This window comes from Streptomyces sp. SYP-A7185 (assembly GCF_046103685.1).
Classification (GTDB): Bacteria; Actinomycetota; Actinomycetes; order Streptomycetales; family Streptomycetaceae; genus Streptomyces.
The window spans coordinates 5,222,517-5,237,973 of sequence record NZ_CP122310.1 but is presented as its reverse complement, the minus strand read 5'-3'; the positions used below and the strand labels follow the sequence as shown (position 1 = coordinate 5,237,973).

The window sequence follows — 15,457 nt, the reverse complement described above, 5'->3', positions numbered from 1 at the left end:
CATTCGCCCATGGATCGACCACGTTTTGCCCACGACTCGTTCACGCGAGCGAACCCGGCGACGCCCCCCTGGCGCAATATCCCCCGGTAGCGCCCCTAATGGCCCGCCGCCCCCTCAACACCCCCGCCCGCCCCGGCACCCACCCCCGAATCCGCGTCCACACCCGCACCCACACCGCCACCCACATCCGCGTCCGCCGGCACCCGTACCGTGAACACCGCCCCCTCCCCCGGCGCGCTCCCCACCGTCACCGTCCCCCCGTGCCCCTCCACCAGCTGACGCACGATGGCGAGGCCGAGCCCGCTGCCGCCCGTCGACCGCGTACGCGACTTGTCCGCGCGCCAGAAGCGGTCGAAGACGCGCGGCAGGTCCTCGGGAGCGATGCCGGTACCGGTGTCGGCGACCTCCACCACCACCGCGTCGGACGTGGCCCGGCAGCTGATCGTGACGCTGCCGCCCTCCGGGGTGTGCCGGATCGCGTTGGAGACGAGGTTGCCGATGGCCTGGCGGAGCCGGAGCGGATCGGCAGTGAAACAGGGGTCGCCGACCGTCGTCGCGCTCAGCCGTACGCCCGCCGCCTCGGCACCCGCCTGGTGCGCCGCCGCGACCTGGTCCACCACGTCGGACGCGTGCACGGGCTCGCGGTGCAGCCGGAGCGTACCGGCGTCGGCGGCGGCGAGATCTTGCAGGTCGTTGACGATGTGCTGGAGAAGGACCGCCTCTTCGAGGAGCGAGGAGACCAGTTCCGGATCGGTGGCGACGACGCCGTCCTCGGCCGCCTCCAGCCAGCCGCGGATGTTCGAGAGCGGCGTACGCAGCTCGTGCGCGACGTCACTCACCATGGCCTGGCGCTGATTCTCCAGGGCCTTGCGGTGGGCGGCCATGTCGTTGAACGCCTCGGCGAGCTGGCGGATCTCCCCCGCCGAGCCGGCCGAACGCGCCGTCACGGGTTCGGCCGCCTCCCCCGTCTTCATCCGCTGGGTCGCGGCGGTCAGCGCGCGCAGTGGCCGGGTCAGGCGGGTCGCGGCGAAGGCGGTGACGGCGACGGTCACCGCGAGGATGCCCGCGGAGAGCCCCGCGAGCCGGGTGGTGTTGGCCCCGGAGAGGCTGAACCCGGAGCTCTCGCCCGCGCGGGCCGCCGCCGTGCGCGAACCGTCGGACGCGGTGACGAAGAGGAGCGCGGGCGCGGAGACGTACGGCCCGAGCTGCTCGCGCCGGGCACTGCCCAGACAGGCGGCGGCCTTGGTGTCGGCCACGCGGGCGCCGTCCATCGGATCGGCGGGGACGGGCGATTCGCTGGGGCCGCGCCGGTCGGCGGCACCCCGCGGCTCAGGGCCGTCCGGCTCGACGGGAGTGGCAGCGGGAGCGGGCCCGAAACCAGACTCAGGGGTCGGGGTAGGGGTCGGGGTGGAGGTCGAAGGCGAAGTCGAGGTCAGGGTCGGGGTGGGGGTGGGTTGGGGCTCGGGGGTCGAGGTGAAGGTGGGGACGGGCGGCCCCACCACCCCCGCGGCGGGGCTCGTCCCGCCACCCGACCGCCGCCACGTGAGGTCGAGCTCGACCTTGACGGGCTGCTCCGACCCGCGCCGCAGGCACGCGTTGGTCAGCTCGTTGAGCTGCTTGAGGGCCTTGCTCTCCGTACGGGTGGGGACGACGAGCCTCGTGTCGTTGCAGGTGAAGTCCAGGAACCGGTTCGGGTCGTTGGCCGCCTCGATGCGCGGACGGCCTCCGGGCCCCTGGACGGACCGGGCGACCACCCCGAAGTCGTGCATGCAGCCCACGATGTCGTCGGCCACCTTCGCCAACGTCTCCCGCTCCCGCCCCGAGAGCCGGAAGGGCCCGACCGCGCGCGGATCGATACGGTCGACGCCGTCCTCACCCCCGCTCCCGCTCCCGCCCCCGACCCCACCCCCGGACTCGCTCCCGCTTCCCGCACCCGCGGTCAACGCCCCGTCGACGGCGAGCGGATCCACGACGGCAGAAGCCTTGGACGGCAACTCGGCGCCGGCCTCCCGCGCGCCGCTCCCGCCTCCCTTGCCGTCCTTGTTCCGCGAGTCCGCGATGACGACACGATCCTGGGTGGTCAGGGCGATACGCCGCCCGGTCTGCCGGGCCAGCTCCCGTACGGTCTTCTCGGCGCCCCGCCACCCGGGCGCGGTCGCCGCGAGGCCGAGCAGCTCGTCGTAGACACGCGCGTCGTCGGCGAGGACCTGCCCCTGCTCCTGCCGGATCGCGCCGGAGGTGGTCTGCGCGGCGAGCCAGGCGGTGGCCGCGATCGAGACCACGGAGACGAGCACGGAGACGGCGAGCAGTCGCGGCAGCAGACTCTTGCGGAACGGTATGTCACGCGCCACGGCGAGCCGCCGCCCCGAGAGCCGCGCCGACGGCCGCACCCGTGAGCTTGTAGCCGACGCCGAAGACCGTCACCAGATGGCGCGGCCTGCGCGGATCGACCTCGATCTTCTTGCGCAGATTCAGTATGTGTACGTCGACGGTGCGCACCGATATGTACCCGGACGACCCGTGGATACGGTCCAGGAGCTGAGGCCGGGTGAACACCCGCTCCGGCTCCGCCGCCAGCGCCGCGAGCAGCTCGAACTCCCCCGGCGTGCAGTCCACGAGGCGCCCGTCGACGGTCACCTCGTGCCGTACGGGATCCACGGAGAGCCCGCCCACCCGCAGCACGCGCGGCGCGGTTTCGCCGCCCTCGACCACGGGGTGGTGCGTGCCCTGGGAGCGCCGCAGCAGCGTACGGACGCGGGCCATCAGTTCGCGGGGGCTGTAAGGCTTGGTCAGATAGTCGTCGGCGCCGAGGTCGAGGCCGAGCAGGAGATCGTCCTCGGTGGAACGGGCGGTCAGCATGAGAATCGGAATCCCGGCCCCAGCTCCGGACCCGGACCCGGCTCCGGCTCCGGCCCCGGACCCTCCCCCGTCTCCGCCCCGCAGGACGCGCGTGACGCCGAGCCCGTCGACCCGCGGCATCATCACGTCCAGTACGAGCAGGTCAGGCGCCCTGCGCCGCACCTCGTCGATCGCGGCGCGCCCGTCGTGGACGACGGCGACCGTGTGGCCCTCACGCTCCAGATAGCGGCGGACCAGCTCGGCCTGTTTCTCGTCATCCTCCGCGACCAGGACAAAAGCGCACATGGCGATGAGCATAAGCGGGCCGCGCGGCCCCTGACCGGGTCCGGACAGCGGCCTGACAGAATCCTCATAACTCCCGGCAGATGCCCTACGCCTCGTGGGGCACGACCACGATCTGGAAGTCGTCCTCGTAGACGACCCGCCCCGGATCCGAGGACCGCACCACCCGGCACTCGATGCCGTGCGCGTCGAGGATCGCCAGATAGCCGGGGACACGCTCGATGAGATGAGTGGCGGTGACCTTGAACCAGGCGACGGCACAGGGGTTCACGTCGTGGTCGTAAATGGCGGGGTCAATGGTCGAGGGGTCGGGATAGGCGTTGTCGTACCAGTCGTTGTTGGTACGCCGGAACCGCTCCTGCTCGGCGGTCAACTTCCCTTCCCGCGCCAACCCGTTGACCAGGCCGAACACCCCGGTGAAATGCCCTCTCCGATGACGCAGGGGGGACTCGAACCGAACATAAGCGGCCTCAACATCAGCATCCATCGCGGCATCCTCGCATTTGCTCGCGGGGGCGCGGGAGGGGGTTTCCCCGCGGCAACCAGCGACCAGCCGCAGTCGGCAGCGCTCGCGAGGGGACGTGCCGGTATGTCTGCCCGGAGCACAGCTCCCGTCACTCCGGAGCCGAAGCACCCAGGCGGCCACCGGACGATAGCGAGGACGGACATACCGGCGCGGCCCCGCCCCAAGAACCGCACCGAGGCCGCACGCAGCCCCCACGCGCCGAACAGAGGGATGAACCGCTCCACCACCGAACGGCAGGAAGAACCACCCCACCCCCCATACGGCCGCCCCACCTAGCGCCCGAGCCCCACCACCCCGAAGGTGGTCGGCATGAACCGCACCCACACCCGCACCCGCCTGACCACAGCCGCGGCCCTCGCCACCACCGCCGCCCTCCTCACCCTCACCACCACCGCCTGCTCCGACAGCGACGTGGACAAGGCCAAGGACAGGGCCGCCTCCGCCACGGCCAAGGCAGGCGAGGCGGTCTCGTCCGCCACGGAAGCCGCCGCGTCCAAGATGGCCGAGGTGAAGGACGGGGTGGACGCGAAGGGCGACGTGAAGGTCGACGGCCCCACCAAGAACGAGGACGACCGGACGACGGCGAAGATCACGGTCACCAACAGCAAGGACAAGAAGGCGGACTACACCATCTCCGTCAACTTCCGGGACAGCGACGGCAACCTCATGGACACGGCCGTCCTCAACATCACCGACGTAGAGCCCGACCAGCAGAAGTCCGGCACGGCCCGCAGCAACCGCTCCCTCTCCGGCACCCCGAAGGCAGAGATCGGCAAGGCACTACGCCACTGATAACGCCCCCCGACACCCGCACCCGCACCCGCCACGCGCCCCGCACGCACCCCGCACCCGCCACGCGCACGCGCCCCGCCCCCCACCTCACGCAGCGATGGACCGCCAAATCCGCTCCGGCAGCACACGCGCGGCCTGATCGAGATCGACGTCGTCGAAGCCGGCGAGCCAGCGGCGCGCGGTAGCGACGACGGGCCCAAGGACCAGCCCCTCGATCAACGGCATCGGAAGCGGCGCGACTTCCCCGGAGTCGACGTGCTGCTGCATCCACAGGGTCAGCGGCGAGAGCCTGGCCTCCTGCGCGTCACGGAGCTGCCGGGCCTGAGCCATGCCCAGCCGGTCGGCGTACGAGGAGTGCAGGAGCCGGGCGGCGTCCGGGTGGTCCTCGATGAACTTCAGATAGGCCCGCGTCAGAGCACGGATACCGGTCCGAGCCGTACGGGACCGCTCCACCGAAGCGGCGAGCTCGGTGAGGAGACGCCCGAGCCAGCGCTGGAGCAGAACACTCATGAGGCCGTCGACGCTGCCGAAGTGGTGGTAGAGGCTGCCGAGACTGACACCGCTGGTCTTGGTGAGCGCGCCGACGGTGACGCCCTGGTCTCCGGACTCGGCATACACCTGGAGCGCGGCGTCCAGGAGTCGATCGGCGGTCTCTTCGCCGCGTTGCTGCTTGGGGCTCATGGTGCACCCAGCCTAGAGCACCCATCTTCTAGAACTGATTTCTAGAAAAGCACTCCACAAAGCCACACCGCCACCCGATACTGACCCCGTGCCTGAACCCACCTCACCCCTCCCCCCGACACCCCGCCCCGCGTCCGGCGGCTCCACCGCCCGCGGCTGCCTGGTGACGCTGGGCGCCATCGGCGCCGTACTGATCGTCATCCTGCTCCTGAACCAGGGAGGGGAAGGGGACGACAGCGACGACACGGCAGCCCCGGGCTCCACGACGACCCAGGGCTCGTACGACCCCTCCACCAGCACCCCGTACACGGGCGCCCCTTCCACAGAGACCCCCGCCACGGCCGCACCCCCCACCGACGCCCCCACCGACACCCTCACCGACGCCCCCGCCGCGACACCCACGAGCGAGGCCCCCACCCCCTTCACGTCGGGGACCTGCCTCAACGGCACGCTGCCGGACTCCACGACCGCGCAGGAGGTCGACGACGTGGAAGAGGTGTCGTGCTCGGCGTCGGACGCCCACTACAAGGTGATCGAGACGATCCCGATGACGTCGGAGATGAGCCGCTGCAACAACAACCCCAAGACCCAGTACGCCTTCTCGTACCGCTACACCCTCAACGGCTCGACGATCAACGAGTACGTCTACTGCCTGGTCGGCCTGGGCTCATACGCCCGCTGAAGACCAGGCCGGGAGCACTGAACCCACACGGACAAAGCAAAAGCCCCAGGTCACGGCGAGTGAGTCCTGGGGCTTCCACAGAGCCGCCTTCGGGATTCGAACCCGAGACCTACGCATTACGAGGGCCTGCAAGATCATCCTGGGTGATGCTGGGCGATGCCGCCGAATCCCGTTTCCGCTGATCAGGGACTTGCATCCGTGATCGTCATGACAGCTGGTCCGCCCCCGTACCACCCAGTCCGCTCACGCAGCGCTCACGCACGAAGAGCGTCCGGCGACCGCAAAGCTGCAGGTTCCCGGTCGTGCCGCAGACAACCCGGACCGCGGCATTCCGATGCCGCCGCACCGGTCAGCAACCCATCGGATCTGATCGAGTCCCTCCAGTCGACGGCGCGACGCGGCACAGCCAAGCACCCGTGGCCGACCCTGCTGACCTACCGTCAACATCCGCCGTAAGGACTACTTTTGTCAGTGGTCGCGTGTACCGTCCAGAACGACTCTGGACCACATCCACACTGCAGCCGCGCCTCCACCGGCATGGCTGGTAGAGGGGCGAGACGCGTTGAGCATCACTCAGGGGCTGTCCCAGTCGGTCGAACTCAAGAAGCCACTGACTGCGCTAATCAACAGGGGCTGCGTACCGGTCGGCGGTATCTACCGTCTGGACTACGACTCAGCTGTGGTGCTGACCGATGACTTCAAGAAGGAGAAGGCCGGGGGAGTTCCGAGGGGCGGCTTCCTTCTTGCCGTCGCGGGAGACAACACAGAGTCCGGTTTCATACTCGAAGATCAAGAGGTCATCCTGCTTCGAGTCCGCGGCACCGCGCCACTGCCCAACGAGTCGGAACTTATTCAAACTCGGCTGGCAGTCGTTCGCGACGCAGGCGCATCGGGGGTCGGATTCGACGATGTCACCGATGTGCTGACACGAAACGAACTTCAGCAGTCAGCCTTCGACTGCGAAGTTTTGGGCACCTTCTACACCGAGACTGAGGGACGCGAAGCCGCGATCGAGTTCGGGGCAGACATCGACAACGTAGTCGTCTCTGCGCGCTACCAAGTGTTCCTTCCATCGATTCAAGTCTTGTCATGGCTTGCGTCCTACCCTGAGCCCACCGACAAAAAGGATGCCCTTGCAATCGGAAAGGTTCGATTCGCCGCTACGCGACGCAAGGCTCTGATCGCCGGCACCGACAAGGCACAGGCTCACATCAATGTCTCCGACTTCGTCGGGCGAAAGACTGCTGTGTTCGGTATGACCAGGACCGGAAAATCTAACACGATCAAGACACTAGTAACAGCGGTCCACCGGTACGGTTCGGAGCATAAGCGATCGATCGGTCAATTGATCTTCGACCCTCAGGGTGAGTACGCGAACGTCAATAAGCAAGACCGCACGGGCCTTCGCCTTCTCGGAGATAATGAGAGCACGGTGCGGATCTACAAGGTAGATCCCAACACCTCAGACAACCGGGAGAAGCCACTGCGTATCAACTTCTATGACCGCGAGGTCCTGGAAGCCGCCTGGAGTCTGGTCAGTGAAGCAACCATTCCCGTCAATACCAATTACGGCAAGAGCTTCCGGTCAGCGGTCCTCTCCGAACCCGACCAAAACGATCGCAGCAAGCATGCCCGCTGGGGGTGGGCAATGGTCGCCTTCTTCGGGCTCCTGTCCAAGTGCGGCTTCGAGGCAGCAAGGTTGCCGCAGGATCTCGTTATCGTCGCCCCAGCCCCAATTCAGGAATTCATTACCGCACACCCTGCGGCTGTTTCGCAGGTGCGACCGGGCTCCTATCGCGTCAACAGCCCTTCGGGAGCGCTACAACTCGCCGAATGGGCGGGCGAGAGGGAAAGCGAATTCCCCAAATGGCATGACACCCAGGATTGCCACTTCAGCGCCATTTGGGGCGTCTATAAGTACACTGGCGTAACTTCCGCCATTCGCACCATTCGCCCATTTCACGCCCCTCAATCGGCGGGCGATGTTGCAGAGCATTTGTGGCACGACATGCAGGAAGGTCGACTTGCGATTGTCGACCTCTCCAGTGGAAACGACCAAGTCGCCAAGGTCATGTCCGAGCGTATCGTCACCCATTTGCTGAACCGGGCGGGAGAGCGGTTCCGCGAAGACCGCGATCCAGTGGATATGCAGATCATCGTCGAAGAGGCGCACAACCTATTTGAGCGCAGCGGGCGAGAGGTGGCCGATGACCCATGGGTGCGCCTGTCAAAGGAAGCAGCGAAGTATCGGATGGGGCTCATTTACGCTACACAGGAAGTCACATCCGTTGACAAGCGAATGCTCTCGAACACGTCAAACTGGCTGATCGCCCATCTCAACTCTGACCACGAAACGCGAGAGCTGTCTCACTACTACGACTTCAAGGTATGGGCTCCGAGCATCATTCGAGCAGAAGACGTCGGATTCGTTCGTATGAAGACCTACTCGGGAAAGTACATCGTTCCGGTGCAGATCTCCAAGTTCGACCACGCCATGGTGAACGCTGCCCGCAATGCAGCTGGCTTGGCAGACATCGACGTCACGATCGAAAGCGAGTAACTCGTGCCCTACGATGGCGAGAAGGCTTCCAGGCTTGGCCACGTGGAGACGGCGAGGAACGAAGCCGTCAAAGCTGCCCTCCAGCGCTGGACCATCACCAGCGCTCGCCCCAATGGCAAGGATGGCATTGCTGAACTGTGTTCACCCCTCGAAGACTTGCCCCTCATCGGTAAGCTCGATGAAGTTGATTTCTCCATCACCGTCGACGGCTCGGACACCGAAATAGACACCACCCGTGACCATCCAACCGTAAAGGTCGGTTATCTCCGGGTTGCGGGTTCCGTGGTTCGGCTGGATGTCTTTCGCAGCCTTTCACGAGTGAAGCACATCGACCCACGCGAGGTTCGTAAGTCTCATTCTGAATATGCCTTCGACGTCGCTCTACCTGGATCTCAATTGACTCGCCCAGGTATGAGCGGCGTGGACACCTGGCGCGTGGAACTCAACGACTTTCTTCACAGTTCCCGTTTCGACTCCAACACCGAGATGACCCTCGCAGATGGACTTCTCGCACTGCACGGCACGCGCGGCAAGCCGGCGTCCGGGATCGGCCTGCGCGTCTGCCCTGGGTGCGGACAAAAGGCGGGTAGCAGCCTCGCGCTTTCGGCTGGAAAACAAGGCGGCTCATGCCCCGCCTGCAACGCACACCTTTACCTCTCGGATGTGCTACGAACCCACGAAGAATACAACGTAGAGGGTTCAAACTTCACTCCGCTCGGGCGCGTCATGAACGTGGCCGAGCGACTAATGTCGGTGTGCTACTTGAATTTCTTCGCCGATACCGCTCCAGAGGTTCTCCGGCACACCCTCTTCATCACTGATGGGCCGCTGGCTTTGTTCGGCCCGCTTGCCCCGCTCAAGCGAAGGTTCGAGGAACACCTCGGCAACTTGAGCGGCTGGTGCACAGATCAGGGACTCATCCCTCCTCTTATCGTCGGAATCGAGAAGTCGGGCGCCTTTGTTGAACATGCGGAATTGATCAAGGATCTAATTCCGCCGGGTCACGTCATGCGGCTTACCAACGCGTACATTAATAGAATCTCCGGACGCCCCGAAGGTAACGAGTACGGCGTGGACGAATTCTATGGACGCCGCTTCATCTACCGCACTCGAACCGGCGACCCTCTAGTCATTACGGTTCTCCCTAGATCGGGCCTATCGCCGTACGACGGCAAACGCCCCGAGATGGAAGGGTGGGAGGCATATCCGACGCTCCGCCTGATATGTGAGGTTCTCGACTCCCTTAGGACTCGCATGTATCGGCATGCCGTCGTGCCCATCGCTCTGGCGCACTCGGCCGCGGCACTGCCTCTCGGCGTGGGACGCTCAGTCTTGACGATGATGGCCCAGCAGAACATCCCTGGCCTGAAGCCCCACCTCCAGGCGGTCCAACCACCCACGTACTTCAAGCGGTAGGTCGATCATGTTCCGGATCACTCACGCGTCCGGCAAGATAGGCAGGTGACCTCTGTGACCTCGTCGGCGACTATTACCGCCGCAAGCGGCCCTGCCCGGATTGCCACCCTCTTCGGCGCCGACGAGGCGATTCATACCCAGACGCGCCCGCTGCCCCAGCAGTTGGAGCCCATCTCCCACGCACTCTCCCAGGGGCGTTATCAGTCCCCCTTGCGCTATCCAGGCGCCAAGTCCTCACTAGCTCCCGTGATTTCGCGAGTGATTACATCAGCGAAAAAGTCTCGGGAGGTTCCCGAGGTAAACCTTCTAGTCGAGCCTTTCGCCGGCGGCGCGTCAGCCTCATTGCGATCCATCGGCGAGGGAATCGTAGACCGCATCCTACTCGCAGACGCCGACCCTCTTGTTACGGCATTTTGGCAAGCGGCCGCCGCCGACACCGAACAGCTCATCGACCGAATGCACGAGGAATGGAAGAGATATGTTCGCAATGGTGGCGCCCCGGCCGTAAGCCGATGGGATTACTGGCGCGCATGGTCTCCGCGTCCGGCGATGACATCGCAGGATCGCCGCCTCAGCATGGCCACGCAATGCCTGTTCCTTAATCGGACCACATTTTCCGGGATCTTGCATGGCAAGGCTGGACCTATTGGGGGTCGCGCTCAGACCAGCAACTACCCAATTGGATGTCGCTGGAATCCCGATGCACTCGCCGAGCGACTCAGGTATGTTGGCCACCTCTACGATATCGGGCGTCTAGTAGACGTATGGTGCAAAGACTGGCGGCAGACCCTGGATGATGTTCCCGAGCATTATCCGCAACTCCTACCGTCTCGCGTGGTTGCCTATCTAGATCCCCCGTATATCGAAAAATCTTCCCTTTTGTACCGAACTTCGTTCGATCCCCGTGGCGGCTACGGCGGTGGTTCGAGCATCGAGACGTCCGCTGATCCACTTCACCTTAGTCTCGCAAGCTACCTGCGAACGAGGGCACAGTTCCGCTGGCTGCTAAGCTACGATAATCACCCCATGCTCATGCAGAGTAAGTGGCTATACGCGCAATCCAGAATGACTCCCTCAGAAGTCGAACGCGAGACTCTCGGCGTGCGGCAGTGGCGGATTACCAAGAGATTGGTCGCCACGCGCTACTCGGCAGCTGGACGTTCCGGAAAGAGATCAGCCGAGGAATTGCTAATCACCACGCTTCCTCCAGCGACCGTGCCACTGGACGAACAGCTTCGCTTGCCCTAGAGCACACTCGAGATCTGAGCTGCCCCTGAAGCCCCTCTGGGGGCAACGATGGTAGGGCACACCCGACCTGACCCCGCTCTATCGGCACCTGTACCCCTTAGCCAGCTGGCGCTGGAGTCACCGGCCGCACGGGCGGTGACCAGGGCAGGTGTCCGGTCAGATCAATCACGCAGCAACGCCCACACTTCGTTGAGTCGCTTCATGTAGGGCTCGCCGACCATCCGGGTAAGTTCCGCCACGGCATGCGCCAGGCGGAGAGCAGGAACTGCCTTGGGCTTGCCAAGTAGCTTCAGTTCGCTCAGCACATCGAAGTAGCTACAGGGCAGCCTTCCGGTCCGAGAGATGAGGCTCTCCTCGGCAAACGCGGCCAGAACATCGTTGGCGACTTCGCCTTTACGTAGCGTGTAGCCCGCCCATCTCCGCTTCACTTGGCTGACGTGGACAACCCGTAGCCCATCATTCAGCCTCACGCCGAGATCGGCCGCCACCCGCACGACGACCGCCTCTTCGCTCACAGCCACCTTGGTCTGCCATGTAGTACGGAATTTATTGTTCCGATTCTGCGTGATCGTCTGGCAGAGCACGTCTATCGCAGAGTTGAACGCCTTCATGAGCGCAATGCCGCATGCCATCCAGTCAGCCGATGTCGCCGGATCACGACCGCCACAGACCGCCTTAGCCCAGCGCTCGGCCTGCTCATCCTGCTTATCAACGCCGGTGTGCTGGTGCGAGGTGCGCAGTTGGTTGATCAGCTGGTCGAAGTCACGAGCTCCACTCTGTGCCCTGTAGCCAATCAGAAACCGGACATCGAGCTTCCAGGTCTCCCACCACAGCTTGTACGCCGTCGAAACCAGTTCCTTGAAGCCGGCTTCATCCTGCACGCTGTCCGGCCAGGACGCGAGGAACGAAAGATCCAGAGTCATACCGATCGAGATCTGACGGTGTCGAGCCAGGGTAGTGCAACGGGCACGGAACTCTTCACATTCAGCGCGCATCAACGGACCGCCTCGGTACGCGGCCGGGCCGACCGGTGATCGGGTCGGCGAGCGCGCCGCGCATGTTGAAGGCGATGTGGAACGAGGGCAGGTTCTCGTTCTTCTTCCGGTAGTCGGAGATCGAAAAGCGCAGAGGAATGAAGGGCACCTCAGTGTGCAGCTCATAGACCCAAGCAGTTCCGCGGCGTCCATCCGGACTTGCGGACAGGACTCGGCCGGTGAAGGTCTGAGCGGTGCCGTCCGGCTGCGAGGCGAGATATTTGGAGATGATGCGCGACGACACGTCTCGCGACTCGCGGTCGAGTCTGACGAACGCCTCCTTCGATGCCTGATATTGCTTGAGGTGGAACAGGGCCAACCCACGCAAGAAGTCGCGCCGATACCGGTCGTAGCCAACGGTTTCTGGGATCGCGTCCACGATGGCCAGGCACTCAGTCCAGGTCTCGTCGCTGAATGCCACTACCTCGCGTTCGCCGTGCAGGAACCGTCGACCAGCCTTCGACTCCCAGAACAGGTCCAGAAGCAGCCGCGAGCAGCGCCAGTCGGAACGGACCTCACTCGGTGCGCGCCGCAGGGTCTCGACGGCTACCTGCGGCCCGTCCGCACCAGCCTTAGCCGCGCGCAATGCGAGGAAGTAGTACGCGGCCGGATCACTGTTCTCGGTAAGCGCCAGCAGGTGTTTAGCCTCCATGACTGGATCATCGAGAAGTCTGGCTAGCTCCACATGCCGGTCGTCATACTTGGCCGTCTGTTTCGGACTGAGCGCACCAGGGTCAAGGGAATCGAGCGAGGACTGGGCGCTGGCCAGCAGGTCAAGCCGATCGTCCGGTGCCAGCGTGCCGGACTGCACAGCGTCTCGGGTGGCCCAGGCGATGACGTCGACCGGGTACACATTCTCTGGATCCACGGCGCGGGCCTGCAGTGCCACCCGGGTCACGTCTCGCATGAGCGCAAGGATCTGGGGGGACGTCGCCTCGTCCGGCGACGCCGACAGTTCGTAGATCTGCGCCCCTTCGGCACTGGCCAATTCCACGAGCAGGTTCAGCCGGGAGTGCGGTGAGGGATCGGAGTCCTCCAGCGTGGCTTCCAGCATCCGCTGCACGTCCCGCACCAGCTGGAGGCGCTCATCGCGTGACAGAGCCTCGCTCCGCTGCGCCCACTTGACATACTCGCGGGTAAGGTTCGCCTCCAGCAATGCCAGTCGGGGGTGCGTGTAGCCCCGGGCCAGTCGCAATTCGCGGAAGGCCTCGGCCAACTCGAGATAGTGCGGGGTGAAGCGGCGGTCGTAGGACTGCGGCCCAATCCGATCCAGCAGGTCCGCAATGAACTGGACCTCGCCGCCGCCCCACCGGTTCAATTCCGGACGCAGGTTGGTGATCAGTTGGGCCGTGACTTCGACTTCGGTGGGTAGGTTCAGGTCCTCCCGGGCAAGCAACTCGGCTTCCAGGGGCGTACGAGTGCCGAGGAACTGGCCACCGCTGTCATCCTCGGTCCAGCGGAAGATGTCGAAGTTCTTCACGAGGTCGACCAGCCGGTCCGCACCCTCCCGGCCCAGGACACGCAGCAAGAGTTCAAGCGGGATGCGCAACCCACGGCGGCCGGCAACCAGGATCATCGAGGTGATCTGTTCGGCCGCGCTGCGCTCCTCAAACGAGAGGTGTATCAGCTCCGCATTCGGCCGCTCGGCGGGCCGCAGCACGCTGATGTCCACGCCCGCATCCTGCAGCGCTCTCGCGACAGCCGTGAGCCGCGCCTCGCTGTTCCTTGCCGTGATACGTGAGAGCCGCTCAAGCCCGACCTCGGCCGCCCGTGCCTCGGTAACCAGACCATGCCGCAAACTCCACTCCGTCTCCGGCAGCAGCAGGTAGAGAAGCGCGAGGAACGAGGAGTCGAGCTTGTCGATCTGGTTACTCGGGACCGATACACCGAACGAGGACAGCCAAGGCACTAGTCGGCCGCCCTCGGCCGCGCTGAGCACCGGCTCGACTGTGATGATGCTTTTCCGCTTGTGCGCGGACATAGGCGGTAGATAGCTACTGCCGACGATGACCACCCTCTGCCCACGCGACCCCAGTTGGCGCTGGAGTAGGTAGTATTCGTCGCTGTCGACCATGCCGTCCCACACCAACAGAGTCGGCAGATTGTGGCTCCGATCGGCCCAGGAGGCGAAGGACTCAATGTCGGCCAGTGTCGGCCGTTCGCCGCGCACCGAACGGTGGAGCACCGCCGCACGACCAGATCGCGCTACCTCGAGCGCTAGGGCGGTCAGGGCAATGGTCTTACCTGTCGCCGTCTGCCCAGCAATGATGATCGGCTCAGGCAGGCCCAGTTCCTCCAGCGCTGACTGCACCCGTTGCAGTAGTCCGGCTTCAAAGTCTCGCTGCAAGTTGTAGCCGCTGGCCACAGCTTTCCATTGCGGCTGTCCTTCGCCCGTGCCGAGGAAGTGCCGGAATCGCTCGTACCGGATCGCGGACGAGGCGGATGCAAACGGCTCGAGCAGGTCGGTGTCGACCGGCCGAGCCGCGCCGATCACTCGATTCCGGGTGTCGACGTCGATCTCGGCGAAGGTGTCACCAACCGGAATGAATCGCCCACTCTGGGCCCCGTGCCCGGCCGCTGACCTCTGCAGCCGTCCCGTCTCCTCAAGCTCAGCCAACAATTCGGCGAATGGCTCACGATGCGCCACTAGTACGCCGCGCTCCTGCGCGGCATGGATGTACGGATCAGCGAGCAGGTCGTCAGTGGCAGAGAAAAGGTGGGCCTGACCCGCCTGGAGCCGGGTCAGGAAGGTGAACAGGTCCTCTGGCCGGAGCCAGTCGCTAATCGTGTACCCGTCGATCACCAGAATGCCCCGCGGCGTAATGATCATGTCGGCTAGGGCGGTCAGCACCTCAGCTGAACGGGCGCGAGCCTCGGCAGTGGCCACGGGACCAACCGGCGGCCGCTCGTCCTCAGGCAGCCCCAAACCGCCGAATAGATACCGCAGATGCAACTCCGTCGCCGACCGAGGATGCCTCCCGACCTGTGCCTGTGCGGTCGGCACCACACGGCGCCAGTCCCGCCGGAAGACATCGAGCAATCCAGAGTCGATACGGGAGGTAAACACGCCATTCCACGGATAGTCCGCAGTGTCCGGCACCCAATCGAGCACTGGCTGCGCGCCTGTCGACTGGTCATATGCGGCGTAAGCCGCAGTGCCGTCTGGGCCAAGCAGCATGGGCTGTGGAATCAGGACGCCAGAATCGTTGAGGGTCTGGCCTAGGAGAAGGAAGGCAGGCCCCTCTACAAGTCGCTGCACAATTGTTGCGATCGCAGACTCCATGAGAAGGAGGTTAGCGGCACACACCGGGCCGCGATGGAGTTCGGCGGCTGCCACCCTGGTTGGCGCTCGGACTCGTCTGCGGTCTACACGATGT

At 65.0% G+C, this 15,457-nt stretch carries 11 protein-coding genes; 5 read left to right on the top strand and 6 right to left on the bottom strand.

Going from position 1 to position 15,457, the window contains the following annotated elements; genetic code table 11:
- Positions 1-95: 95 nt before the first annotated feature.
- The 3 genes from QBL25_RS22985 to QBL25_RS22975 all read right to left on the bottom strand — a co-directional run bounded on the left by QBL25_RS22985 (position 96) and on the right by QBL25_RS22975 (position 3,628).
- Complete coding sequence (locus QBL25_RS22985) at positions 96-2,351, bottom strand: sensor histidine kinase (protein WP_409058898.1); 2,256 nt, start codon at positions 2,349-2,351, stop codon at positions 96-98.
- Positions 2,341-3,144 (bottom strand): response regulator transcription factor, encoded by an 804-nt coding sequence (locus tag QBL25_RS22980; protein ID WP_409058897.1) that lies wholly within the window; start codon positions 3,142-3,144, stop codon positions 2,341-2,343. The genes QBL25_RS22985 and QBL25_RS22980 overlap by 11 nt, the downstream gene beginning before the upstream one ends.
- An 85-nt stretch (positions 3,145-3,229) precedes the next feature.
- A complete protein-coding gene (locus QBL25_RS22975) occupies positions 3,230-3,628 on the bottom strand; it encodes a hypothetical protein (protein ID WP_409058896.1) in 399 nt (132 codons plus the stop codon).
- A 348-nt stretch (positions 3,629-3,976) separates the two neighbouring features.
- On the opposite strand from QBL25_RS22975, the gene QBL25_RS22970 reads away from it, so the two are divergent.
- Positions 3,977-4,459 (top strand): FxLYD domain-containing protein, encoded by a 483-nt coding sequence (locus QBL25_RS22970; protein ID WP_409058895.1) that lies wholly within the window; start codon positions 3,977-3,979, stop codon positions 4,457-4,459.
- Positions 4,460-4,546: 87 nt separating this feature from the next.
- Here QBL25_RS22970 and QBL25_RS22965 read toward each other — a convergent pair whose 3' ends face one another.
- Positions 4,547-5,140: a TetR/AcrR family transcriptional regulator gene (locus tag QBL25_RS22965; RefSeq protein WP_409058894.1), complete on the bottom strand. Its 594-nt coding sequence runs from the start codon at positions 5,138-5,140 to the stop codon at positions 4,547-4,549.
- 88 nt (positions 5,141-5,228) lie between these two features.
- On the opposite strand from QBL25_RS22965, the gene QBL25_RS22960 reads away from it, so the two are divergent.
- From QBL25_RS22960 to QBL25_RS22945, 4 genes are all read left to right on the top strand, one after another.
- A complete protein-coding gene (locus tag QBL25_RS22960; protein WP_409058893.1) occupies positions 5,229-5,822 on the top strand; it encodes a hypothetical protein in 594 nt (197 codons plus the stop codon).
- Between the two features lie 562 nt (positions 5,823-6,384).
- A complete protein-coding gene (locus QBL25_RS22955) occupies positions 6,385-8,382 on the top strand; it encodes an ATP-binding protein (protein ID WP_409058892.1) in 1,998 nt (665 codons plus the stop codon).
- A 42-nt stretch (positions 8,383-8,424) separates the two neighbouring features.
- A complete protein-coding gene (locus tag QBL25_RS22950) occupies positions 8,425-9,798 on the top strand; it encodes a hypothetical protein (protein WP_409058891.1) in 1,374 nt (457 codons plus the stop codon).
- A 45-nt stretch (positions 9,799-9,843) separates the two neighbouring features.
- Entirely contained in the window at positions 9,844-11,046 is a 1,203-nt protein-coding gene (locus tag QBL25_RS22945; RefSeq protein WP_409058890.1) for a DNA adenine methylase, read from the top strand.
- 161 nt (positions 11,047-11,207) lie between these two features.
- On the opposite strand, the gene QBL25_RS22940 is transcribed toward QBL25_RS22945, so the two are convergent.
- Complete coding sequence (locus QBL25_RS22940) at positions 11,208-11,969, bottom strand: hypothetical protein (RefSeq protein ID WP_409058889.1); 762 nt, start codon at positions 11,967-11,969, stop codon at positions 11,208-11,210.
- Between the two features lie 61 nt (positions 11,970-12,030).
- Positions 12,031-15,363 carry a hypothetical protein gene (locus QBL25_RS22935; protein ID WP_409058888.1) on the bottom strand — a complete coding sequence of 1,111 codons (3,333 nt, stop codon included), beginning with the start codon at positions 15,361-15,363 and terminating at the stop codon, positions 12,031-12,033.
- Positions 15,364-15,457 lie beyond the last annotated feature (94 nt).